The 22,600-nt window shown below is 45.4% G+C and carries 16 protein-coding genes, 1 tRNA gene and 3 rRNA genes; 2 read left to right on the top strand and 18 right to left on the bottom strand.

Annotated elements, in window-relative coordinates; all coding sequences use genetic code 11:
- Positions 1-28: 28 nt before the first annotated feature.
- From ACL934_RS08935 to ACL934_RS08900, 8 genes are all read right to left on the bottom strand, one after another.
- Positions 29-754, bottom strand: coding sequence for a substrate-binding periplasmic protein (locus tag ACL934_RS08935; RefSeq protein WP_374080090.1), 726 nt, complete (start codon positions 752-754; stop codon positions 29-31).
- Between the two features lie 184 nt (positions 755-938).
- On the bottom strand, positions 939-1,895 hold the full coding sequence (locus ACL934_RS08930; RefSeq protein WP_374080087.1) for an MlaD family protein: 957 nt from the start codon (positions 1,893-1,895) through the stop codon (positions 939-941).
- A complete protein-coding gene (locus ACL934_RS08925; protein ID WP_374080084.1) occupies positions 1,892-2,602 on the bottom strand; it encodes a cell division ATP-binding protein FtsE in 711 nt (236 codons plus the stop codon). The genes ACL934_RS08930 and ACL934_RS08925 overlap by 4 nt, the downstream gene beginning before the upstream one ends.
- Positions 2,602-3,426, bottom strand: coding sequence for an MlaE family ABC transporter permease (locus ACL934_RS08920; RefSeq protein WP_374080082.1), 825 nt, complete (start codon positions 3,424-3,426; stop codon positions 2,602-2,604). Before ACL934_RS08920 ends, ACL934_RS08925 begins: the two co-directional genes overlap by 1 nt.
- Positions 3,427-3,498: 72 nt before the next feature.
- The gene (locus ACL934_RS08915; RefSeq protein ID WP_374080080.1) at positions 3,499-4,083 is read right to left on the bottom strand and encodes a YdcF family protein; all 585 of its coding nucleotides are present in this window, start codon (positions 4,081-4,083) and stop codon (positions 3,499-3,501) included.
- On the bottom strand, positions 4,061-4,438 hold the full coding sequence (locus ACL934_RS08910) for a RidA family protein (protein ID WP_374080077.1): 378 nt from the start codon (positions 4,436-4,438) through the stop codon (positions 4,061-4,063). Before ACL934_RS08910 ends, ACL934_RS08915 begins: the two co-directional genes overlap by 23 nt.
- Positions 4,439-4,456: 18 nt before the next feature.
- Positions 4,457-4,945, bottom strand: coding sequence for an organic solvent tolerance protein (locus ACL934_RS08905; protein WP_374080075.1), 489 nt, complete (start codon positions 4,943-4,945; stop codon positions 4,457-4,459).
- Positions 4,946-5,066: 121 nt separating this feature from the next.
- A complete protein-coding gene (locus tag ACL934_RS08900) occupies positions 5,067-6,437 on the bottom strand; it encodes a hypothetical protein (protein ID WP_374080073.1) in 1,371 nt (456 codons plus the stop codon).
- 118 nt (positions 6,438-6,555) lie between these two features.
- Between ACL934_RS08900 and ACL934_RS08895 the strand changes: the two genes are divergently transcribed.
- Positions 6,556-7,194: a chalcone isomerase family protein gene (locus ACL934_RS08895; RefSeq protein ID WP_374080070.1), complete on the top strand. Its 639-nt coding sequence runs from the start codon at positions 6,556-6,558 to the stop codon at positions 7,192-7,194.
- A gap of 4 nt (positions 7,195-7,198) precedes the next feature.
- Here the strand turns inward: ACL934_RS08895 and ACL934_RS08890 are convergent, their stop codons facing one another.
- From ACL934_RS08890 to kdpA, 5 genes are read right to left on the bottom strand one after another with little or no spacing between them, the layout of a single operon-like run.
- On the bottom strand, positions 7,199-7,891 hold the full coding sequence (locus tag ACL934_RS08890; protein ID WP_374080068.1) for a response regulator: 693 nt from the start codon (positions 7,889-7,891) through the stop codon (positions 7,199-7,201).
- Positions 7,888-10,569 carry an ATP-binding protein gene (locus tag ACL934_RS08885; protein WP_374080066.1) on the bottom strand — a complete coding sequence of 894 codons (2,682 nt, stop codon included), beginning with the start codon at positions 10,567-10,569 and terminating at the stop codon, positions 7,888-7,890. The genes ACL934_RS08890 and ACL934_RS08885 overlap by 4 nt, the downstream gene beginning before the upstream one ends.
- On the bottom strand, positions 10,566-11,105 hold the full coding sequence (gene kdpC / locus ACL934_RS08880) for a K(+)-transporting ATPase subunit C (protein ID WP_374080064.1): 540 nt from the start codon (positions 11,103-11,105) through the stop codon (positions 10,566-10,568). Before kdpC ends, ACL934_RS08885 begins: the two co-directional genes overlap by 4 nt.
- A complete protein-coding gene (kdpB, locus tag ACL934_RS08875) occupies positions 11,105-13,189 on the bottom strand; it encodes a potassium-transporting ATPase subunit KdpB (RefSeq protein WP_374080062.1) in 2,085 nt (694 codons plus the stop codon). The genes kdpC and kdpB overlap by 1 nt, the downstream gene beginning before the upstream one ends.
- A gap of 10 nt (positions 13,190-13,199) precedes the next feature.
- Positions 13,200-14,891, bottom strand: coding sequence for a potassium-transporting ATPase subunit KdpA (kdpA, locus tag ACL934_RS08870; RefSeq protein WP_374080059.1), 1,692 nt, complete (start codon positions 14,889-14,891; stop codon positions 13,200-13,202).
- Between the two features lie 244 nt (positions 14,892-15,135).
- Between kdpA and ACL934_RS08865 the strand changes: the two genes are divergently transcribed.
- Complete coding sequence (locus tag ACL934_RS08865; RefSeq protein WP_374080057.1) at positions 15,136-15,747, top strand: NADPH-dependent FMN reductase; 612 nt, start codon at positions 15,136-15,138, stop codon at positions 15,745-15,747.
- 203 nt (positions 15,748-15,950) lie between these two features.
- Here ACL934_RS08865 and ACL934_RS08860 read toward each other — a convergent pair whose 3' ends face one another.
- The 5 genes from ACL934_RS08860 to ACL934_RS08840 form a co-directional block, all read right to left on the bottom strand.
- Positions 15,951-16,364 (bottom strand): DMT family transporter, encoded by a 414-nt coding sequence (locus ACL934_RS08860; protein WP_374080055.1) that lies wholly within the window; start codon positions 16,362-16,364, stop codon positions 15,951-15,953.
- A gap of 514 nt (positions 16,365-16,878) precedes the next feature.
- Positions 16,879-16,995, bottom strand: a 5S ribosomal RNA gene (gene rrf / locus ACL934_RS08855).
- 278 nt (positions 16,996-17,273) lie between these two features.
- Positions 17,274-20,214, bottom strand: a 23S ribosomal RNA gene (locus ACL934_RS08850).
- 134 nt (positions 20,215-20,348) lie between these two features.
- Positions 20,349-20,425, bottom strand: a tRNA-Ile gene (locus tag ACL934_RS08845).
- A gap of 164 nt (positions 20,426-20,589) precedes the next feature.
- Positions 20,590-22,103, bottom strand: a 16S ribosomal RNA gene (locus tag ACL934_RS08840).
- The 16S, 23S and 5S rRNA genes sit together here with 1 tRNA gene alongside, the layout of an rRNA operon.
- Between the last annotated feature and the right edge of the window lie 497 nt (positions 22,104-22,600).

Below are 22,600 nucleotides of genomic sequence, written 5' to 3'. Positions count from 1 at the left end.
GATTTCCAAAGGGGGATTCAAGGTATTTCTAGCGCACGCTTTGTTTAAACAGCTGAAAACCAGCGAGATTTTCGCCCGCGTAGCTACGCACAATGCGATTGTATTCGCCAGAGTCTTTCAGCTTAGTGAGTTCCGCGTTAAAGATGTCTCGCAGCTCTTTTTTCCTAAACGCCACATAAGAAGGCATTTCTGTCGGGAAAAGGCGGAACACCTCGATGTCTTTCGACGTGTCCATTTTGCTAGCCAGTGTCATTCTAAACCAGCCGAAAACATTCTTATCAACAACAAGCGCATCCACTTTTTCCTGCCAGAACGCCGCGCACTGATCCTCTTGTTTGGCGTATTCTTTGTAATTGCTTAGAAAACTTCCATTGGCTTTGGGACCAAAAGTCGTTTTAAAGACAGAACCCAAATCCCGCCACGCATTCAGCCAAGTGCCGACTTTAAGAGATGAAAGATCTTTCACTTCTTTAAGACGAAGATTCTTCTTTTTTAAAGCCACGACATAATTTTCAAAGGAGATATAAGGCTCGGAGTAAAAGGCGGCTCCCTCGGGACCTTGCGCCACTCCAACAACAACATCGTAGGAGTTTCCGTGACGAGCTTCGGCCTCCAATCGCAAAGCCGACATATTGTCCGCTTTCAACTGATAACCCATACGGCGAAGAACCTCACCGACGACCTCAACTTCAATCCCCTTCCATTTACCATTTTCCTGATAAACGTAAGGTGGACGACCTAAGCCAAAGGCCACTTTTAAATCTTTTGCTTCTACTCTATGTACCGCAACGTTCAGGAGTATAATAACGAGACAGCGAAAATAGGATCGCATGTTTCACCCCTGCTCTCGCGAGCAAGGGAACTATCGAACGAACTAGACTATTACTTGAGAGTAATAAAAAAAATTGTTGGGATGAGAATCAAAACGAAACGATTTTCTACTTACTATGAGCAGGCATGCGTTCTGTTGATTCCTCTTCTCTCACTTCGCGAACACTTCCTCGCATAAAGAAGCTCTTTTGCATTGCTTTCAGGACAACAACAGTTTCATTCAAAGCTTCCACCAAGCGAACACTCGCGCCAGGAAGTTCCGTTTCCACAGCCTTCACCGCAGGACCCAAAGCTTTTGTCACTGTCGCCAAGTTTTGCGTCATAACCGCAAGATCTTGCGCTAGCTCTGGATTTTGTTCATTGAGCTCTGGAAGAATCTTATTGATCTCTTTGGTTGTCACAGCCAAGTTGCCAACAAGTTTTTGCACGCCATCATCGTGAGTTGCTTGCTTAGAAAGCTTGATCACTTCCACAGACATCGTATTGAGGTTCTTCACTAAAGGATCTAAGCGGTCAATCACACGAACCAAACTCTCGGCACGGCTTTTATCCGCAAAAGCGTCCATGATAACTTGCATGCTTTCTAAGATACCGCCCAATTTTGTAAGGTAAGAGTTCATATTCTTACCACTCATCAAAGTCATAAGATCCACAGTCTCTAATGACTTCACCGCGCTTTGCGCCGGAATCACTTCAAACTGTTCACTTCCTACAGACAGATCCAAAACTCTTTCACCAATGATAAAAGGACGGATCAATTGCACGGTGCTGTTTTCACGAATTCTGTTTTGGAATTTGCCTAAAACGTAAAAGCCCACACGAATGCGGTTGTCGCTTTCAAGCTCCACGGTCTCAACAGCGCCGGCACGCAGGCCTGACATTTGCACCAAAGTCCCCTGATGAATTCCGTCGGCATTCTCAAACGTCGTCGTATAACGAACTTTCGGTTCGAACCAGCCCTGTTTAATTGCGGCACTCACACCCGTGAGGATCACTCCCAGGATCGCAAGAACAACAAAAAGCCCGGCGACTCTTTCAAATTTATTGAATTTCACCTTCATCATAGATGAACAACTCTTTTCTCAGGATCTACAGCCTGGTAATAAAGCTGTCCTTCATCCAAGTGAATAATTTGATAAGCAAAAAGATTCATAAACTTCTCATCATAAGAACTGATGAAAACATGATTGAAATAGCCCTCTTTACGAAGTCTATGAATATGGTCCACAAAGCCATAAACGCTGTCTTGACCAAGCCCGACACTTGGATCATCCAAAAGAAGAACCTGCGGACGCATCACCAAAGCACGCATCAAACACGCCAGCTTACGAATACGCCCGGGCACGTGCGCGGGTCTTTCATGGGCAAATTTCTCTGCACTAAACTCTTTAAACATTTCATTCACACGTTCTTTTGCTTCCTCCGGAGACACGACTTTGTGATAAAGAAGTGGCAACATCAAGTTATCAAAAAGAGTGCGATTGTTAATCAAACCGCCATAATCAAAAGAGTATCCGATCTGCAAGCGATAAGGTAAAAACTCTTCAAACGACATCTCCACAACGTTTTCGCCGTTAATCAGATATTTACCCGACTGAGGAATTTGCAGACCCGCCAGGATTTGCAAGAGTGAACTTTTGCCTGCGCCTTCTTCGGCTTTCACCCAAAGAATTTCATTCATTGGAAAATCAAATTCCACATTTTGAACAATCGGATCTTGCCCTTCATGAGTGAATGATACACCTTCAAATTTAAGACTCTCGATTTTCATTAGACCACCCCTAAACTGCGAAGTTGATTTAAATAAAACAAAGCTGAAACCATTAAATTAAATATGACGACAAAGATGATACTGTTCACCACGGCCTGAGTTGTGACCTGAGGAACTTCATGGGGACTGCGCTTCACCGACAATCCCTGATAGCAAGAAACAACGAAAATAATCATCCCGCTAAAACCGTTTTTAAGAAGAAAGATTAAAACGTCTTCTTTAGCGAAAGCCTTCATTAACGAGTCCGTATAGAATGAAAACGGCATGTCTTGCACAAAACGAGTGACTAAAAATCCGCCAATCAACGCAATGACGTTGAAATAAAAAGCCAATCCCAGAACGCTGATAATACCACCGAGCACACGAGGAAAGACGATGAAACTCATGGGGTTAATTCCCATGCTTTCCAGCGCTTCAATTTCCCGATTCGCACGCATGTTGCCGACTTCGGATGCGACCGCCGTTCCCGACCGGGCAATCACCACCAAGGCCACAAGCAAAGGCCCTGCTTCCCGCAAAACCATGACAATCAAAAAATTTCCAATCATCTGCGTTCCACCCAAGAGACTTAAGTTGGAAAGCGATTGCAAGATCATGATGGAACCCACGCCCAACGCCAAAACGGAAATCAAAGGAAGGGCTTGGAATCCTGTAAAATAAATTTGCGCAGAAATAACGCCGACAATCTGGCGAAAGCCTTGGGCTTTATCAAGAGCGGTGGCACGAAGAGAAAGATAGACCATCAGGAGGACACGTGCTGTGTACTCCAAATTTTTCGTAACAAATCTTCCTAGCGAATCTATCTGCGCCAGTAAAGAAGTCATGCTAAGTCCCTCGATTTCTCTAAGGACTTATCGGAAATGCTCAGTAAAATGCGATTAGATCAAGGTCCTGTTTTAATAGGCCCACAGAGAGTAAAACAGGGATTTTAGGGCCTCAAAGTTTGTCTCCCAGACCGAGGCCTCGTAGCGTCCGCCGATAATGGCGTGTTTTTGAATGTAGATATTCTCTGGGAACGTCGCTCGAAAAGTTTGATAAGAGCGATACATATGCAATCGGGATGTCACAAGCAAGATGTCCCGGCACTTCAAGGCTTCCACAATCGGAAGGCTTTGCTGGGCATTTCCGTAGGTGGTTTCAGAACGACGATCAAGGACGACATCGTTTTCCGTGAGGTTGCCATAGAAGGACCACACCGGCATGATCTCACGCAAACGAGCGTTGGAATAAACACCAGAGATGATAAGCTTCTTCACGTTTTGGTTGGCGAGAAGATCGAAACCTTCTCGCACCCTACCCGCGCCTCCGGTCAATACGACAGCGCAATCCGCCGTCGGTGTTTTTAGCCAAGACTGCACCGTTTCTTTCTGAACTTTTTGGTATTCGTCGTAAAAACGAAAGACCACAACGCCGCTTAAAAGCAGCAAAGCCCAGAAAGATCGCGATCGCAGCAAAGACTTAGCGATGCGCAATGACTTCAATCTCCACGTTCACGCCTTTTGGCAAAGCTGCCACAGCCACCGTTGAACGCGCTGGCGGAGCTTCTTTGAAAGACTTCGCGTAAACTTCATTCACTGTCGCAAAGTCACCCATGTTCGTGATGAAGATCGTTGTTTTGATAATATTGCCGAAGTTCATTCCTGAAGCAGAAAGAACCGCGTCGATATTTCTCATCACCATTTCAGTTTGAGTTCTGATATCGCCTGTGAAAACTTCGTTTGTTTTAGGATCAATGGAAATTTGCCCAGAGCAAAACAAAAAGTCGCCCATTTGGACTGCTTGAGAATATGGACCCACTGCTTTAGGAGCATTGTCTGTGCTAATGATTTTTTTCATTTTTAAATCCCTTTTAAATTAGAAGTAAAAGATAATACCGGCATTGAACGGACCATCTGCCACTGTTCTAAAACGAACATTGTCAGCAGAGATCACACCCACACCACCTTCAAACGTGAACGCCAAAGAGTCCAAACCTGTAAAGAAGAACTCGCCACCAAAAAGAGCGTTCAATTCAAAACCAGATTCTTTTTCCCCCGCAGTTTCAAAGTTCACAAGTCCTACAGAACCACCCATGTAGAAGTTCATGTTGTCTTCTTTGAAAACCACACGACGCACCCCTGCATTGAAGGAAAACTTAGAATAATCCTTTTGTGTATCAATACCCAAGCCGCCCGTCACAGAAATGTCCGGCGCCAAGTGGTACACAGTCGCCAACTCTGGCAAATCCAATGACGTGTTCTTTTTCACACCCACGCCAAGACGGTTCGTCAATTCCTTAGCCTCTACACTGCCAGCCAATGCCATCAAGCAAAGCGATAGTGTGAGTGCCATCTTTTTAAGCATTATCAACTCCTCTGTTAACAATATTTTAGCCACTTCATTAAATGCAAAACGCGAGGAGGGCGCAAAAGGATTTTGCTTCTTACAAGAGGTGTCATAAGTCACAAAGGACTTCGATCTATCCTTAGATCAGAGACTCGGCGATTCCCGCCAAGAAGGCGCCACTGAAGTTGGCTTGAGAGGTGTTTTCACTTTCCCAAATTTTCTCTTTGAGAAAACGAAATCCCACGCCCGTTTGTTTCATCGTCGTTAAAACGCCTTGATCAATCTTCTCTGCAAACAAGAGGAGTTGCGCCTCGACAGGAAGTTTGTCAGCAGGAACTTGATTTGGAAAACCCTTCTGATCCGCCTGTTCATGGGCGCATACCAAGACGCTTTTGACTTGTTCATCCAAGGGTAATTTTTTAATAAGACAGCGGTTCAATGACAACAACGGATGTCTTTGAAAACTGCTTTGCTCATTCACGGATTTTTTATCTTCTGAGAAGAAATATCTTCTGGTTAGATCTTCTTCCAAATCATAAAGCCCTGCATCCGTCAGCAGACCAGACAAGAACGTCACCATAGGATCACCTTGTCCGCTTTTGATGGCCATAAGAGCCCCATAGACAGCAATCCACGGCGATCTCCAAAAATCAGTAAACTCGCCATTCACAGCTTCGCGAAAGACATCCCAAAGATTTTCCTCACTTCGCATGATCTCAAAAAGTTCTTCCCCGACTTTGCGAATTTTTCCGTAAGTTTCAGACACGTGCTCATGCGAAGCCGACTTAAAATCGAAAAGAATACTCTCGTTCAAATGCAGCGAGTGATAATAAACGGATAAAAAAAGAGCTCGGGCCCGCTTCTTCAAGCCTGCACCGGAGGTATCAAAATAGTTGTTGATATATTGCAGATATTTGTCGCTGTCCTTCATCTGAATGAAGAGCCCCTCGGCTTGTCCCAAACGACCGAACCGATCATCAGAAAGAACCGTGTTACTATAAACCACGGCGAGATATCTTTGATTTAAAGCCAGACGTATAAAAGCTGGAAACGTCATGGTCGTCATCGGAAAAAGATCCGTAGGCTGAATTTCAAAGTATTGTGAACGACAGCGATAGAGACACAAATATTCAAACTTCAAAGTCGAAAAAAATTCCGCCTGAGACAAGGCCGTCACTCGGGAGTTTTGACTGCCTTCAGGATTTTCTCGAGAAAAAGATGCATCCATCACCGTCACAAGTCTTGAACGCGGGAAAAGATGCAAAATATGATCGACCCTGCTAGCAAAATCTTTAAGAGTCTCGCCTTGCTCCTGAGCCAATAAAATCAGTTGCGCCTTCATCAGCTCACTCAAAACTCCCGCAGGAAGTTCCGTATAGGGCAGATGACGGAAAGTAAGGTGATGAGTGGACACAACATGCTTGGCGCGATTTAAAACCTCTTCTGACTGACTAAGAATCAGAAGTTCTAGTTTTTGTCTAAAAAGGGAGGTCGGTCGTTTGTCGCTCATGTGTCTCTATTTAGGAGTTTAATGTACTGAACTAATGACTGCCAACAAAAGTTTTCCTCATTGACATTTTGTGGTCTGGCGCAAATCCTAAATTCTACCAGTATGAGAAAGGATTCCCATGAAAACGCTCTTAATTTCCGTATTCGCCCTTCTTTTGTCTGTAACTGCTTCCGCGGCTCTTCTGACTCCCGAAGGCGCTGGAGAAAAAATCGAAAAGGTTTCTTTGGCGGCATCAGCAACTGCCAACGTTGAAGGCGAAAGCATCAAACTTACATCCGTCGGTGCAGGTCTTCGTGCAAAAAAAGTTGTCTTTGTTAATGTGAAAGTCTACGTGGGCCAACTTTATGTGGCGTCCCCTGCAACTTTCAAAAAGTCAGATGTAGAAGCTTTGGGTTCTCTTAAGGATCAAAAGGCTGTTGCCGTGCAATTGCATTTTGTTCGCGATGTCGATGCTGACAATGTTCAGAAGTCTTTCAAAGAGGCTTTGAAAGCTAACAATATTGATATCGAAGAATCTTCTGTAAAACAATTTCTTGATTCTGTCGCAAAAGGCGGCGAAGCCAAAGAAGGCAAGGCTCTCACGGTCCTTGGCGCCCACCTTAAAGACGGCAGCGAAGCGATTTTGTATGAAACAACAAGTGGCAATCTTTCCGAAATCAAAGGTTCTGCAGGCTTGATTGAGAAAATTTTCGCTATCTGGTTGGGCAAACCTTCTGACGACGGTGTGGCTCAACTTAAAAAATCATTCTTAAAATAATTTTTTAAAGATCCAGAAGTCGGTATCCAACGCCGGCTTCTGTGACAATCACTTCCGGCGTAGTTTCACGCAACTTCAGCTTCTTTCTTAAAGCTCCCACATAGACACGCAGATAGTGCGTATGCTCAACCGCATTGGGTCCCCAAACTTCATTTAGAAGCATTCGATGAGTTACCACTTTTCCCTTATGTTTCATTAACACTTTGAGAATATTGAACTCCGTGGCGGTGAGTTTTACCAACTCCCCCTCCACTGTGACCGTATGCCCTGGCAAATCCACTGTTAAAGGACCACTGATCAAATCTGTTTTCTCAGAAAAGGCGTGCATGGAGTGGCGCAAAGCCACACGCATACGCACCAGCAACTCAGGAACACTAAAAGGCTTCGTGATATAGTCATCAGCTCCCCCATCCAAGGCGCTGATCTTATCATTGTCGGAATCCTGCACGGTAAGAACAATCACTGGCACCTGAGACCAATTGCGAATCTCTTTAAGGACTTCCAGTCCTGTCATATCCGGAAGCCCCAAATCCAAAAGCACAATATCAGGCCGAAGGGACGCCACCATAGCAATCCCCTCACGAGCCAAACTGGCTTCGTCAATATGATAACTATTAGCCTCAAGACTCACTCGCAAAAGTTTACGAATAGAGGCCTCGTCATCAATAACTAAAACTCTTTTTAAGCCTTCTTTCATACTTCCTCCTGCAAAGCTTGAGGTGGTCTTTCATAAGGAAGTTCAATCACAAACTCAGCTCCCGAAGTTCCTTTTCTATTCTGAGCATAAACGCGCCCGCCATGGGCTTCAACAAGAGCTTTTACAATAGCAAGCCCCAGTCCCACACCACCCGTGGCACTTCCTGGAACTCGATAAAAGGCTTCAAAAATCGTTTGCAAATTCTGCTGCGGAATTCCCGGTCCTTGATCCTTCACTCTTAAAAGTATTTTTTTATCCCCGCGTTCTAACTCCACAAATATTTCCGTTTCAACTGGAGCATACCGAACCGCATTGCTTAAAAGATTCAAGAGGACGTGTTCTAATAGCTTCTCATCCACTTGCGCATAACAGGAGTTCACGTCACTCTTAATCACCAATTTATGATGGGCCGCCAGTCGTCCGAGCTTCAAGGGAAGGCCCGACAAAAGATCCACCAAATCCATCCACTCTCTTTTTAAATGAAGAGCCCCTGAATTCAGCCGCGACATATCTAAAAGATTCTCAACCACCTGATTCAATCTCAAAGACGAATCAATAATATCTTGAACCAGTTGCTCGCGCACATTTTCCTGAGAAAAAACTTTTTTATCTAGGACCGCTGAGGCTGACCCGATTATCGAAGTCAACGGTGTGCGAAGCTCATGGGATACCGAGTTCAAAAGGGCTTGATGCAAATTTTCTGAAGCTTCCAGAACTTTCATCTTCTCCGATTTTTGCTGCAAACGCATCCGGTCCAAAGCAAGGCCCGTTTGAGCACATACATTTTCTAAAAAGTTCTGTTGGTCCAATGACAAAATGTCTTTTTCTCTTGGATAAAACAACAAAACTCCGACGGCCTTTTCCTTGGCTTTCAATGGCAAGCTCAGACAACGCGATTCAGATAAAGTCTCTGTCTTCCATCCCGCGTTTTTGCCGTTTTCAAAAGACCACAATGACAGTGCGAAATCCTTGTCGTCGACCTTCGCATCATTAAAAGATCTTCTTAGCAGCGCACCTTCTTCATCGACCAAGAGAATCTTAACTTTCCCATTTAAAAGACCTTCGATACTTTGTGCAGTCGCGAGGCAAACATCCATCACGGATAACGAACTTGAAAACTCCCGCACCAATTCATAAAGACTTCGCGTGCGCTTCTCTCGCCCTTCAAGGTCTTTATCCCGACTGCGAATGCGTGCCGCAAGAACACCGCAAAGCAATGCTACAAGAAAATAGGCAACGCACATCATAAAATCTTCGGGGGCTGAAATCGAAAAAGTCAGAGTGGGTGGAATAAAGAAGTAATTCCAAATCAAGGCACTTAAAGTCGCTGCAAACAGAATCGGTCCTTGGCTAGCAACCAAACCGATTGTCATCATCGCCATTAAGTATATAAAACCGACAGAACGATACCCGATGTAGGGCACCAATAAACCGTTCAAGAAGCTCACACCCACAATAAAACAAAAGGAATACCAGTAGGCCACTCCCTGAGCATCGAACCCTGGAGGAGCCCATTTCCAAATCTTACGAGCAGGCCCTTCTTCCTGACGAATGATATGAACATCCACAGTACTGCTTTTACGAACCAGCTGATCTAACAAAGACCCTTGTCCCTTGATGATTTCCCACCAATGGCGCTGCGGACGTCCCATGATAATTTGCGTGATATTGCGCTCATGTGAAATCTGATGGATGGCTTCGGCGATATTTGAGTTGCGCACCGAGATCACCTCGGCACCCAACTCTCGTGCCAGAGCCAGATTCTTGATCAACATTGACTGGTCTTCGTCGTTAAGTCTGTCGCCAGCATCAATATGCAGCGCCACCCACGGAGCTTCCAAACTGTACGCCATCCTGCGTGTAGCCCGAATCAATCTGCCTGAAAAAGGACTGTGACTAACGGCAACCAACAAACGCTCTTGGGTATTCCAAGGTCCCATAATCTGTTGCACGACCATTTGATCCTGCAAGTCTTGATCGACTCGTTCGGCGGTGTATCGCAAAGCCAATTCACGCAAAGCCATCAAGTGAGTTTCACGAAAAAAATTTTCTTCAGCTCTGACAGCACGATCGCCTTGATAGACCTTGCCTTCTTTCATCCTTTTTAAAAGACCCTGAGCCGTGATATCGATAAGCTCAATTTGATTTGCCAAATCCAAGATAGAATCTGGAATGCGCTCATTGATACGAACACTCGTGATCTGCTGCACGAGGTCCGCTCGACTCTCTAAGTGCTGAACATTCACTGTCGAGTAGACATCAATCCCCGCATCCAAAAGTTCAATCACATCTTGATAACGTTTCGGATGACGTGAACCTGGCACATTCGTATGAGCCAGTTCATCGACAAGAACAATCTGTGGCTTTCTTTTTAAAATGGCATCAATGTCCATTTCTTCAAGAACAGTTTCTTTATAAATAATTTTTCGACGAGGAATAACTTCAAGACCGGCGAGCAATTCTTCTGTTTCTTTTCTGCCGTGGGTTTCAACCACTCCAACGACAAGGTCCGCACCTTGGCGGACCTGTTCAACGGCGGCTTTAAGCATGGCGTAAGTCTTTCCTACGCCCGGACACATCCCGAAGAAGACACGAAAGTGACCTCGATCTTTTTTCTCTTCCTCTTTTTTAATCCCTTCTAAAATTCGGTCGGGATTGGGACGATAATCATCATTCATAGTTGCTTATCCAACGCGAGATTGAGTTTCAAAACATTCACTCGCCTCTCGCCAAGAAGGCCTCCCTGACGACCTTCAGTGTATTCTTCAATTAGCTTTTCAACCAGCTCTGTTTGCGCCTGCGACAACTTGCGTTCATGAACAACGCGTTGTACCTGAGCACGAGCCGCCATTGGAGAGATATGAGGATCTAGACCACTCCCTGAGGTAAAAAGCATTTCGTGAGTCAGTCCCTGATTTCCTCGCTCTGCCACGGCCTTCTTTAAGTTCTCACTAGTAGGGCCTGCATTGGAGGCTCCCGAGGCCACTGTTGTATAATCGCCCGCAGAAGGTCTCGGCCAGAAGTATTTCGGACTCACAAACTTTTGCGCAATCAGCTCGGATCCGACAAGCTGTCCTTCTTTTTTAATCACGGATCCATTGGCCTGATACGGAAATAGTACCTGCCCAACACCGGTCACTGCTAATGGATAAATCACACCGGTGATAATACTCAAGACAACAAATATTTTAATAGAAATGATGAAGTTTTTCATTATACCAACCCCATGCTGACAATCAAAATGTCGATAATTTTAATAGCGATAAAAGGAACAAGGACACCGCCAAAACCATAAATCACCAAATTTCTTTGCAAGATGATATTTGCCCCCATCGGGCGATACTTCACACCACGCAAAGCCAACGGAACAAGAGCAATAATAATTAAAGCGTTAAAGATCACCGCACTTAATACCGCACTCTGTGGAGAGTTAAGCCCCATAACATTCAAAGATCCTAACGGACCATTCAATCCACCATTGACGGCGTAAAGACCTGCAAACATCGCCGGAATAATCGCAAAATATTTTGCAACGTCATTGGCAATACTGAATGTCGTTAGGGACCCACGAGTCATTAACAATTGCTTTCCCGTTTCCACAATTTCAATAAGTTTTGTGGGATTGGAATCCAGATCCACCATATTACCCGCTTCACGTGCTGCTTGAGTTCCGGTATTCATCGCAACTCCCACATCCGCTTGCGCCAACGCTGGAGCATCATTTGTTCCATCCCCAGTCATTGCGACCAAGTGACCTTTAGCCTGCTCCTCGCGAATTCTTTGTAATTTAGCTTCCGGAGTCGCTTGCGCAATATAGTCATCTACACCCGCTTCCGCTGCAATCGCCGCCGCCGTGAGTGGATTATCCCCTGTGACCATAACAGTGCGAATACCCATGCGGCGAAGTTCTGCAAAACGTTCGCGAATTCCGCCTTTCACGATATCTTTAAGGTGAATCACACCTAAAACACGATTGTCTTCCGCCACGACCAAAGGAGTCCCACCCTGACGAGCAATCGCGTCGGCAGTTTGTTTCACCTCTGAAGGAAAGTGTCCTCCTAAAGACTCGACATGTTTTTGCACGGAATCGCCGGCCCCTTTGCGAAGCATACGCACTCCCGCAGGACTTTGAATGTCCACGCCACTCACACGTGTCTGCGCCGTAAAAGGAACAAAATGGGCATGATGAGTATCTAAATTCTGTGCTCGCAAAGAGAATCTTTGTTTTGCCAAAATCACGATGGAACGCCCCTCCGGAGTTTCATCACTCAACGAAGCCAACTGAGAAGCTTCAGCCAAAGCTTCAAGAGTCACACCTGGAGCCGCGACAAAATCACTGGCCATACGATTACCCAGTGTGATCGTTCCCGTCTTATCCAACATCAAAACGTCGATATCACCTGCTGCTTCCACAGCACGCCCACTTTTTGCTATGACATTCTTACGAATCAAACGATCCATACCGCTAATACCAATAGCACTCAGCAATCCCCCAATTGTTGTCGGAATCAGGCACACCAAAAGCGCAATCAAAACTGGAAGAGTCACGATATGGGATAAGTCCTGTCCCGCACTCTTTGCCGAATAATCAGCAAAGAATTTCAAAGTCACGACTGCCAACATAAATACCGCCGTTAATGAGACGAGTAAAATACCCAAGGCAATTTCATTTGGAGTCTTTTGACGTTTGGCCCCTTCGACCAAACTGATCATACGATCTAAAAAGCTATTACCTGGATCCGCCGTAATACGAATAAGAATTCTATCACTGATAACGCGAGTTCCTCCAGTCACAGCACTGCGATCTCCGCCAGCTTCACGCACGACAGGAGCTGATTCACCCGTGATTGCCGATTCATCGACGGTGGCAATACCCTCTGTGATTTCGCCATCCCCTGGAATAACATCACCCGCTTCACAAACGACGGTATCATCTTTTCTTAACACCAATGAAACAACACTTTCCTCCCTGCCACTGACCAACTTGCGAGCCATGGTATGAGAACGCGTTTTCTTCATGGATTCGGCCTGGGCTTTACCTCGCCCTTCCGCTAATGCTTCTGAAAAGTTAGCAAAAAGAACCGTGAACCAAAGCCACAATCCCAATTGCAGTTCAAAACTAAAACTGCTTCCCGAAAGCATTCTTTGAATCACAACAAAGGTCACGACAAGGGCACCCAGCCAGGTGATCATCATCACCGGATTTTTAGCCTGAACTCGCGGGTCCAATTTAACAAAGCTGTCTTTAAGGGCTTGCTTAATAATATTTTTATCTGAAAATGTAGATGAAGAACTCATACAAAAACTCCTACGCTCCTCTTAACATCAATAGGTGTTCTAAAATCGTTCCCAACGAAAGAGCCGGGAAGAAAGTCAGAGCGCCAACAATCACAATAACTGCACAAAGAATCACGACGAAAAGAACGGAGTCCGTTCGGAAAGTTCCCAACGACGGAGGAGAAAATTTTTTACCCGCCAAACTTCCCGCCACCGCTAGAACCGGAAAAATAATTGCAAAGCGACCTATCAACATCGCCAGTGCAATCGTCACATTGTAGAACGGCGTATTCACAGTCAAACTTCCAAAAGCACTGCCGTTATTCGCGGCTCCGGAAGTGTAAGCATAAAGGATCTCACTCAATCCGTGGGGTCCCTGATGTCCCAGCCCCGCCAGACCTTGAGGAATACTGACAGCAATCGCACTAAAAATCAGAATTGCCACACAGGGAGCAAGTACACCGACAACAACCCAAATAATTTCTTTGGCTTCAATTTTTTTACCCAGATACTCTGGAGTTCTGCCAACCATCAGACCCGAAATAAAAACCGTGAGAATCACAAATAACAGCATCCCGTACATTCCCGCACCAACACCGCCAAATACAACTTCACCCAACATCATATTCACCATCGCAATTCCTCCCGACAGTGGCGACAGCGAACTATGCATAGCATTGACAGAACCATTCGATGCCGATGTTGTTAACACAGACCAAAGAACACTATTGGTAACTCCAAAACGAGTTTCTTTCCCCTCCATCATCGCAGTTTGACCAACGTAAGGATTGGGGCTGTACTCCGACCAGAGCGACAACGCGAGCATCGTCACCATAATCGCCATCATCGCCGAAAACAGAACCCACCCTTGTTTTTTTGATCCCACCATCACACCAAACGTGTAAGTGCTGGCCGCCGCCAAAAGGATCAAAGAGATCATCTCCAAAAAGTTGCTCCACGGAGTCGGATTTTCATAAGGATGCGCGCTATTCACACCAAAGAAACCTCCACCATTAGATCCGATTTGTTTGATCGCAATCTGGGAAGCCGCCGGTCCTTGAGGAAGAATTTGTTCTGCACCTTCCAATGTTTTTACCGAAGTATAAGACGAAAAGTTTTGCACGACGCCTTCTCCCACCAAGAGAACCGCCAATATAAAACACAGAGGTAAAAACACATGAACAGTAGATCTTGTTAAGTCGACCCAAAAGTTTCCAAGACCTGTCACTTGGCGACGAGCAATCCCGCGAGTCAACGCGAGAAAAACACCAAACCCCGTGGCAGCACTCACAAAGTTTTGCACTCCCAAACCCAACATCTGAGTCAAATAACTCAAGGTACTTTCACCGGAATAAGCCTGCCAATTTGTATTCGTCACAAAACTCACAGCCGTATTAAAAGCCAAATGCCAAGAAGTGTTGGCAAACCCTTGAGGATTCAATGGCAACGACGCTTGAGCCATTTGCAGAATCATCAAAAAGACAATCCCGATGATATTGAAAAACAGCAGCGACCATGAATACTGCTTCCAATCCATCTCATCATTTTCCTTAATGCCTGCAATTTTGTAGGTAAGAATTTCGAGAGGACGAAGGAGTGAAGAAAGCCAGGTCTTTTCCCCTTGAAAAACCCGAGCCATATAGCTGCCTAAAATAGGCGTCAGAATAACAATTGCACTTAAAGTTAAAATGATCTGAACAAGATCGGCCGTAGTAAAACCCATAAACACTGTCCTTTGTATAAAGACAAGGTAGGCCTTTTGCCGTCAACAATGCATAAAATGCCCCTCAATTGACATAAAGAAAAAATAAAAATCCAACATAGAGACAAAACATTCCCTCCTGTTTTGAGTTAGCCCGAAAGGGTCGAGGAAAGCCCCGAGAGCATTGTATTTTTAAATGAAATTCGCAAATTAGTTACAAATGCACAGAGACAAAAAGAGAATCAAAGTAAGACGAGGTGCACCTATGAAGGTCTTTTTATTTGCCCCCTCTTTACGTCGAGGTTCTTATAATAAAAAACTCATCCGCATCGCCGCTGAAATCGTCGAATCCTTACAACTCCACGAAGTTGAGCTGAGCGAGTTCAACGAATTCCCTATGCCTATGTTCGACGGTGACCTGGAAGTAAATTACGGAATCCCCGAAGGAGTCTTAAAATTAGCTGAGAAAATAAAAAATGCCGATGCGATAATAATCTCAAGCCCCGAATACAATGGAAGTATCCCAGGAACTTTTAAAAACGCCATAGATTGGCTCTCCCGATTAGACCCAGTTCCCCTTAAGAGAAAACAAATTTGCTTAATTGGAGCTTCTCCAGGACGCTTAGGAGCCGTTCGCGGAAATCTCCACGCCCGAGTTCCTTTTCACATTCTGGGATCTTTCGTCTATCCCGACTATTTCGGAGTCGCCCACGCCGACGAAGCCTTCGACGACCAAGGAAAACTCAAAGACAGCAAGCAAATGCATCTTCTGACAAATTTAATCACAGATTTCATTCACTACGCTTCAAGAACCGAAACTCCCTTTGATCGCCTCGGAGAATTTTTCGAAGAACAAAAAAGCCAATCGCAACATTAGAAATGAGAGATTAGAAGTTCGAATTTAGATTATTTGGCATTTGGTATTTGGTATTTGGTATTTGGTATTTGGTATTTGGTATTTGGTATTTGGTATTTTTCGCTGCCAATTTGAATTGTTCAAATAAAAAACCTCTTCTAAAAAAAGAAGAGGCTTTAAAATGAATTTATATTTTCCCTTCAGAGGGAAAAATCCCTCTGAAGTTATCCGGAATTTCTTTGTGGTTCTACTTCTGCTGTAGAAACTGGTTTGTCTTTAATTACTTTTGTAGCTTCAACTTTCGCCACTTGTTCAGCTGGTTTATGATCTGCAAAGTTCAACATCACAACACCTAAAATAATCAAACTTGTCGCGAGAACCTTTTGCAAAGGCAACGGTTCATTGAACATCATTAATCCAATAAAGGCCATAATAGCTGTTCCAACCCCTGCCCAAATTGCATAAACCATGCTGATAGGAAGTGATTTCAAAGCTACAGCGAGCGCCACAAAGCAGATTCCATGACATACCAGTGTGAGTATGATTGGAATCACCTTTGTGAATCCCTCTGAATATTTCATTGTTATCGTACCCAATACCTCAAAGATAATGGCTGCTGCCAGATATGCGTATGCCATAAGACACCCTGTCGCATCTCGACCCTTTCTACTCGTATTCAATTTTTTTATCCCGTGCTCGGGCGATTCCCCGAGAGATCTTTTTTTGAATCAGTCGAAAAAAAGACTTAAAAAGCGAACAGGAAAAGATTCCTGTATTTGATATTAGTAGAGTACCATAATGCCCTAGAAAAAGCTCTCACGACTCGACTTCATTGAGAATCATTAGAGATTTCATATCGTTAGAAGAGAGACACGACCCGTCTTTTTAGATATTATTTTGTTTGTTTCTATCGATTATTGTTTATTTAATTTCTTATACTGAGACAATTAGATGAAATCTCCGCGAACTTTTTTGAAAGAGACTTCCCGTGTTTTGCTTTATCATGTTGGGGATTTTTGAACTCCGAGACTTCGGAAACAAGGCCGTCAGTTAACACAAACTGAAACATTCCGATATAATCTTAAATATGTTTACTCAGATAACAATAAAAAACCCGATTAGAGTTACCTAATCGGGTTTAGAGTAAAAAAGAGCTGGCGTCGTGCTACTCTCCCACATGGTCGCCCATGCAATACCATCGCCGCAAGAGGACTTAACTTCTGAGTTCGGAATGGGATCAGGTGTGGCCCCTCTGCTATAAACACCAGCAAAGCGTTTATTAATACAAAGTGGAGTTCGTTATAAACTCCGTTTTCGTTCTTCGCAACTTACTTCCAATCCAAATGGAGAAGTTACTATTCTTATTCAGACAACTGAATGATTGATTTAGTTGATTTTTAGCGACCTTATACACTCTGACTTTGTCAGAGTAAGGCTGGTTAGTCCCAAATTAATCACTCTCTTACTTATTCAGAGAGTTAGTCTCTCGCTCTTTAAAAGAGGTCTCTGAGACGAAATCTTCTTTAACAAAAGTTAAGAAGAAAAATTTAAAAAAGCCTCACGACCTATTAGTACGGATCAGCTGAATGTGTTACCACACTTACACCTTCCGCCTATCAACCTCGTAGTCTCCGAGGAGTCTTTAGGGGGCCGAAGCCCCAGTGAGATCTAATCTCGCAGTTTGCTTCCCGCTTAGATGCTTTCAGCGGTTATCAATTCCGAACATAGCTACCCTGCATTGCCGCTGGCGCGACAACAGGAACACCAGAGGTTCGTCCATCCCGGTCCTCTCGTACTAAGGACAGGTCTGCTCAAATCTCATACGCCCACAGAAGATAAGGACCAAACTGTCTCACGACGTTCTGAACCCAGCTCGCGTACCACTTTAATTAGCGAACAGCTAAACCCTTGGGACCTGCTCCAGCCCCAGGATGTGATGAGCCGACATCGAGGTGCCAAACTCCATCGTCGATATGGACTCTTGGATGGAATAAGCCTGTTATCCCCGGAGTACCTTTTATCCGTTGAGCGATGGCCCTTCCACGCGGGACCACCGGATCACTTTGGCCTGCTTTCGCACCTGCTCGACTTGTAGGTCTCGCAGTCAAGCCCCCTTATGCCAATGCACTCGACGCCTGGTTTCCAATCAGGCTGAGGGGACCATCGCGCGCCTCCGTTACTTTTTGGGAGGCGACCGCCCCAGTCAAACTGCCCACCAGACAGTGTCCCTCTCCTCGTAAAGAGGAGCAGGTTAGATTTCAAAGTTGCCAAGGGTGGTATTTCAAGGTTGACTCCACAAGGGCTAGCGCCCCTGCTTCAAAGTCTCCCACCTATCCTACACATGCCAACTCTAAAATCACTGCCAAGCTACAGTAAAGGTTCACGGGGTCTTTCCGTCTTTCTGCGGGTACTCGGCATTTTCACCGAGAATTCAATTTCGCGAGGCATTTGGTCGAGACACCGGAGAAGTCGTTACGCCATTCGTGCAGGTCGGAACTTACCCGACAAGGAATTTCGCTACCTTAGGACCGTTATAGTTACGGCCGCCGTTTACTGGGGCTTCGATTCTCTGCTTCGCTTGCGCTAACAAATCCTCTTAACCTTCCAGCACCGGGCAGGCGTCAGTATGTATACTTCGTCTTGTGACTTTGCACATACCTGTGTTTTTGATAAACAGTCGCTACTCCCATTTCTCTGCGACCTGAAAAAGCTTGGGGAGCAAGTCCTTACACTCTCTCAGGCACACCTTTTCCCGAAGTTACGGTGTTAAGTTGCCGAGTTCCTTGACCAAAGTTCACCCCATCGCCTTAGGATATTCACCCCACTCACCTGAGTCGGTTTACGGTACGAGCTAACAAATCTAAAATTACGAAACTTTTCTTGGATGCATGGCTTTTCACACTTCCGGGACAAGTCCCTCGCATTCACACCTCAGAGTTACGACCAGCGGATTTGCCTACTGATCCTCCTACATGCTTACACCCAAATCCAATAATGGGCTGTGATATCCTACACCGTCATTCCTTAATCACAATCTGTTAGGTAACGGAATATTAACCGTTTTGCCATCGATTACGCCAATTGGCCTCATCTTAGGTCTCGACTAACCCTGGGAGGATTATCCTTGCCCAGGAATCCTTGAGTTTTCGGCGCCCGGGTTTTTCACCCGAGTTCAACGCTACTTATGTCAGCATGATCACTTCTAGTTCGTCCAGCTGTCCTACCGGTCAACCTTCATCCTACACTAGAACGCTCCCCTACCACTAAAATATAAAATACTTTAATCCAAAGCTTCGGTAACACGCTTAGCCCCGTTGTATCTTCCGCGCAGAGTCACTAGACTAGTGAGCTATTACGCTTTCTTTAAAGGATTGCTGCTTCTAAGCCAACCTCCTAGTTGTCAAAGTAACTCCACAACGTTCTCCACTGAGCGTGCATTTAGGGACCTTAGCTGTTGGTCTGGGCTCTTTCCCTCTCGACGCATGACCTTATCACCCTGCGTCTGCCTGCCGAGGAACATATCTGTGGCATTCGGAGTTTATTTGGGTTTGGTAATCCGGTAAAGACCCCTAGCCCATTCAGTGCTCTACCTCCACGATATTTTTTACTCGACGCTATACCTAAATATATTTCGGGGAGAACCAGCTATCACCCAGTTTGATTGGCCTTTCACCCCTAATCACAGATCATCAAAAGAGTTTTCAACCTCAACTTGTTCGGTCCTCCACGAGGTGTTACCCTCGCTTCAACCTGTCCATGATTAGATCACCGGGTTTCGGGTCTATGCCTGCATACTAAATCGCCCTATTCAGACTCGCTTTCGCTACGGCTCCACCTGCAACGGCTTAACCTCGCATGCAAACATAACTCGCTGACTCATTATGCAAAAGGTACGCTATCGTCCATATAAAGGACTCTAACTGCTTGTAGACTTACGGTTTCAGGTTCTATTTCACTCCCCTCTCGGGGTTCTTTTCACCTTTCCCTCACGGTACTTGTTCTCTATCGGTCACTAAGGAATATTTAGCCTTATGAGGTGGTCCTCACAGATTCCCACAAGATTTCACGTGTCTTGTGGTACTCGGGATGCCGCTAGGGCCTTCAAAGTTTTCGAGTACGGGGCTATCACCCTGTTTCGCCAGACTTTCCAGACTGTTACTCTAACTTCTCCGGTCCCACATCGCGGTCCCACGACCCCTCTTTCAAATAAATGAAAAAGGTTTAGGCTGTTACCCGTTCGCTCGCCACTACTGGGGTAATCTCGGAATTGATTTCTCTTCCTGAGGGTACTGAGATGTTTCACTTCCCCTCGTTCGCTTCAGACACCTATGTATTCAGTGAATGATATCATAAAATGATGAGTTTCCTCATTCGGACATCTCCGGATCAAAGTGTGTGTGCCACTCCCCGAAGCTTATCGCAGCTTACCACGTCCTTCATCGCTTCTTAGTGCCAAGGCATCCACCGTAAGCCCTTTGTAGCTTAAAAAAAATGGAACTAACCTCGCTAAAAATCAACTAAATCAATCTATTCAATTGTCAAAGAACGAAAAACTTCATTCAAATTCTCAAGCGCAATCTCTGCCTTCTTCGCACTCAACAGTCCAACTCAATTAGTGTAGTTGGTGGGCCAGGGAAGACTCGAACTTCCGACCCCACGCTTATCAAGCGTGTGCTCTAACCAACTGAGCTACTGGCCCTTGTTAGATGCGAGGAATAAAAGAGATTTCACTCTTTCAAAACTAAACAGCTAGAAAAGATTTTTGGGACTCACGCTATCTCGGGAAGAGAAGCGTTGACCTAAGATTGGGTCAATTTGCAACTTTAAGAACAAGTCTTAAAGATTTGACCGGATAATCCTTAGAAAGGAGGTGATCCAGCCGCAGGTTCCCCTACGGCTACCTTGTTACGACTTCACCCCAATCATCGACCATACCTTGGGCGCCTGCCCCCTTGCGGTTAGCGCAGCGACTTCTGGTACAGCCGACTTTCATGGTGTGACGGGCGGTGTGTACAAGGCCCGGGAACGTATTCACCGCGGCATTCTGATCCGCGATTACTAGCGATTCCAACTTCATGATCTCGAGTTGCAGAGATCAATCTGAACTTAGATGGCTTTTAAGCGATTTGCTCTACCTTGCGGCTTAGCTTCGCTCTGTGACCACCATTGTAGCACGTGTGTAGCCCTAGGCATAAGGGCCATGAGGACTTGACGTCATCCCCACCTTCCTCCGGTTTAACACCGGCAGTCCATCTAGAGTGCCCAACTGAATGCTGGCAACTAAATGCAGGGGTTGCGCTCGTTGCGGGACTTAACCCAACATCTCACGACACGAGCTGACGACAGCCATGCAGCACCTGTGTACCGACCCTTGCGGGCGACGACATTTCTGCCAGTCTTCCAGTACATGTCAAGCCTAGGTAAGGTTCTTCGCGTTGCATCGAATTAAACCACATGCTCCACCGCTTGTGCGGGCCCCCGTCAATTTCTTTGAGTTTTAATCTTGCGACCGTACTCCCCAGGCGGGATACTTAACGCGTTAGCTTCGTCACTGAAGGGGTCAATACCTCCAACAACAAGTATCCATCGTTTACGGCGTGGACTACCAGGGTATCTAATCCTGTTTGATCCCCACGCTTTCGGGTCTGAGTGTCAGTGTCTAGCCAGTTACCCGCCTTCGCCACCGGTATTCCTGTTGATATCTACGTATTTCACCACTACACCAACAATTCTAGTAACCTCTCTAGCACTCAAGCTACGCAGTATCAAATGCACTTCTAGGGTTGAGCCCTAGGCTTTCACACCTGACTTACATAGCCACCTGCACCCGCTTTACGCCCAATGATTCCGAACAACGCTAGGATCCCTCGTCTTACCGCGGCTGCTGGCACGAAGTTAGCCGATCCTTTCTTACAGGGTACATTCATTGTGTTATTCCCCTGCGACAGAGCTTTACGACCCGAAGGCCTTCATCACTCACGCGGCGTCGCTGCATCAGAGTTTCCTCCATTGTGCAATATTCCCTACTGCTGCCTCCCGTAGGAGTCTGGACCGTGTCTCAGTTCCAGTGTGACTGATCATCCTCTCAGACCAGTTAAAGATCGTCGCCTTGGTGAGCCATTACCTCACCAACTAGCTAATCTTACGCGGACTCATCTTGAAGCGAAAAACCTTTGACCCCTTGAACCTCAGTTCTTGTGGTCTTATGCGGTATTAGCCAATCTTTCGACTGGTTATCCCCCTCTTCAAGGCAGATTATCCACGCGTTACTCACCCGTGCGCCACTAGTACTCACCCGAAAGCTTTCCCCGTTCGACTTGCATGTATTAGGCACGCCGCCAGCGTTTGTTCTGAGCCAGAATCAAACTCTCCAGTTATAATTCTGTTCTCAACCAAACAACTAGCTTACGCTGTGTTTGTTCGAATTTATTTTTGAAATTGTGAATGAACATTGCTGTTCATTCTAAGAGCCCAAAAATCTATCTATCTAGCTATTCAGTTTTCAAAGAGCGAATTCTTACTCGTCGTTAATGTTTCTTAGCGACGAGGTAGAGGTTTTATCTAAGACCGAAGCCCTTGTCAACACCTCAAAGTCACTTTTCAGAAAAATATTTTAAACATATCTTAATCAAAAAATGACTCGCATTCTTCGACGAAAACGCAGGCCAACTTCTGAATACAAATCAAATAGTTAGGCTTCTACATCTGTTTGGAAACAAACTTATCGTCGAAGAGAATACGGTTTATAGTTTGAATTACCCGAACGTGCAAGCTTTTTTAATGATGCTTCAATAGTGGGCATAGCGGAGTGTTATTTGCCTAACCTTTGCGCAAAGACGTCCTTTTCTTCTCTGTTTTACTCAAAACGGAACCA

Source organism: Bdellovibrio sp. HCB-110, from assembly GCF_047323225.1.
Lineage (GTDB): Bacteria > Bdellovibrionota > Bdellovibrionia > Bdellovibrionales > Bdellovibrionaceae > Bdellovibrio.
This window is presented reverse-complemented; position numbering and strand designations above follow the sequence as displayed.

Excerpts from the sequence above, each read along its gene's own strand:
- ACL934_RS08905 (WP_374080075.1), bottom strand. The coding sequence starts at position 4,945 with ATGCTTAAAAAGATGGCACTCACACTATCGCTTTGCTTGATGGCATTG.
- ACL934_RS08900 (WP_374080073.1), bottom strand. The coding sequence starts at position 6,437 with ATGAGCGACAAACGACCGACCTCCCTTTTTAGACAAAAACTAGAACTT.
- ACL934_RS08910 (WP_374080077.1), bottom strand. The coding sequence starts at position 4,438 with ATGAAAAAAATCATTAGCACAGACAATGCTCCTAAAGCAGTGGGTCCA.
- ACL934_RS08865 (WP_374080057.1), top strand. The coding sequence starts at position 15,136 with ATGAAGGTCTTTTTATTTGCCCCCTCTTTACGTCGAGGTTCTTATAAT.
- ACL934_RS08925 (WP_374080084.1), bottom strand. The coding sequence starts at position 2,602 with ATGAAAATCGAGAGTCTTAAATTTGAAGGTGTATCATTCACTCATGAA.
- kdpC (WP_374080064.1), bottom strand. The coding sequence starts at position 11,105 with ATGAAAAACTTCATCATTTCTATTAAAATATTTGTTGTCTTGAGTATT.
- ACL934_RS08860 (WP_374080055.1), bottom strand. The coding sequence starts at position 16,364 with ATGGCATACGCATATCTGGCAGCAGCCATTATCTTTGAGGTATTGGGT.
- ACL934_RS08930 (WP_374080087.1), bottom strand. The coding sequence starts at position 1,895 with ATGATGAAGGTGAAATTCAATAAATTTGAAAGAGTCGCCGGGCTTTTT.
- ACL934_RS08890 (WP_374080068.1), bottom strand. The coding sequence starts at position 7,891 with ATGAAAGAAGGCTTAAAAAGAGTTTTAGTTATTGATGACGAGGCCTCT.
- ACL934_RS08920 (WP_374080082.1), bottom strand. The coding sequence starts at position 3,426 with ATGACTTCTTTACTGGCGCAGATAGATTCGCTAGGAAGATTTGTTACG.
- kdpA (WP_374080059.1), bottom strand. The coding sequence starts at position 14,891 with ATGGGTTTTACTACGGCCGATCTTGTTCAGATCATTTTAACTTTAAGT.
- ACL934_RS08885 (WP_374080066.1), bottom strand. The coding sequence starts at position 10,569 with ATGAATGATGATTATCGTCCCAATCCCGACCGAATTTTAGAAGGGATT.
- kdpB (WP_374080062.1), bottom strand. The coding sequence starts at position 13,189 with ATGAGTTCTTCATCTACATTTTCAGATAAAAATATTATTAAGCAAGCC.
- ACL934_RS08895 (WP_374080070.1), top strand. The coding sequence starts at position 6,556 with ATGAAAACGCTCTTAATTTCCGTATTCGCCCTTCTTTTGTCTGTAACT.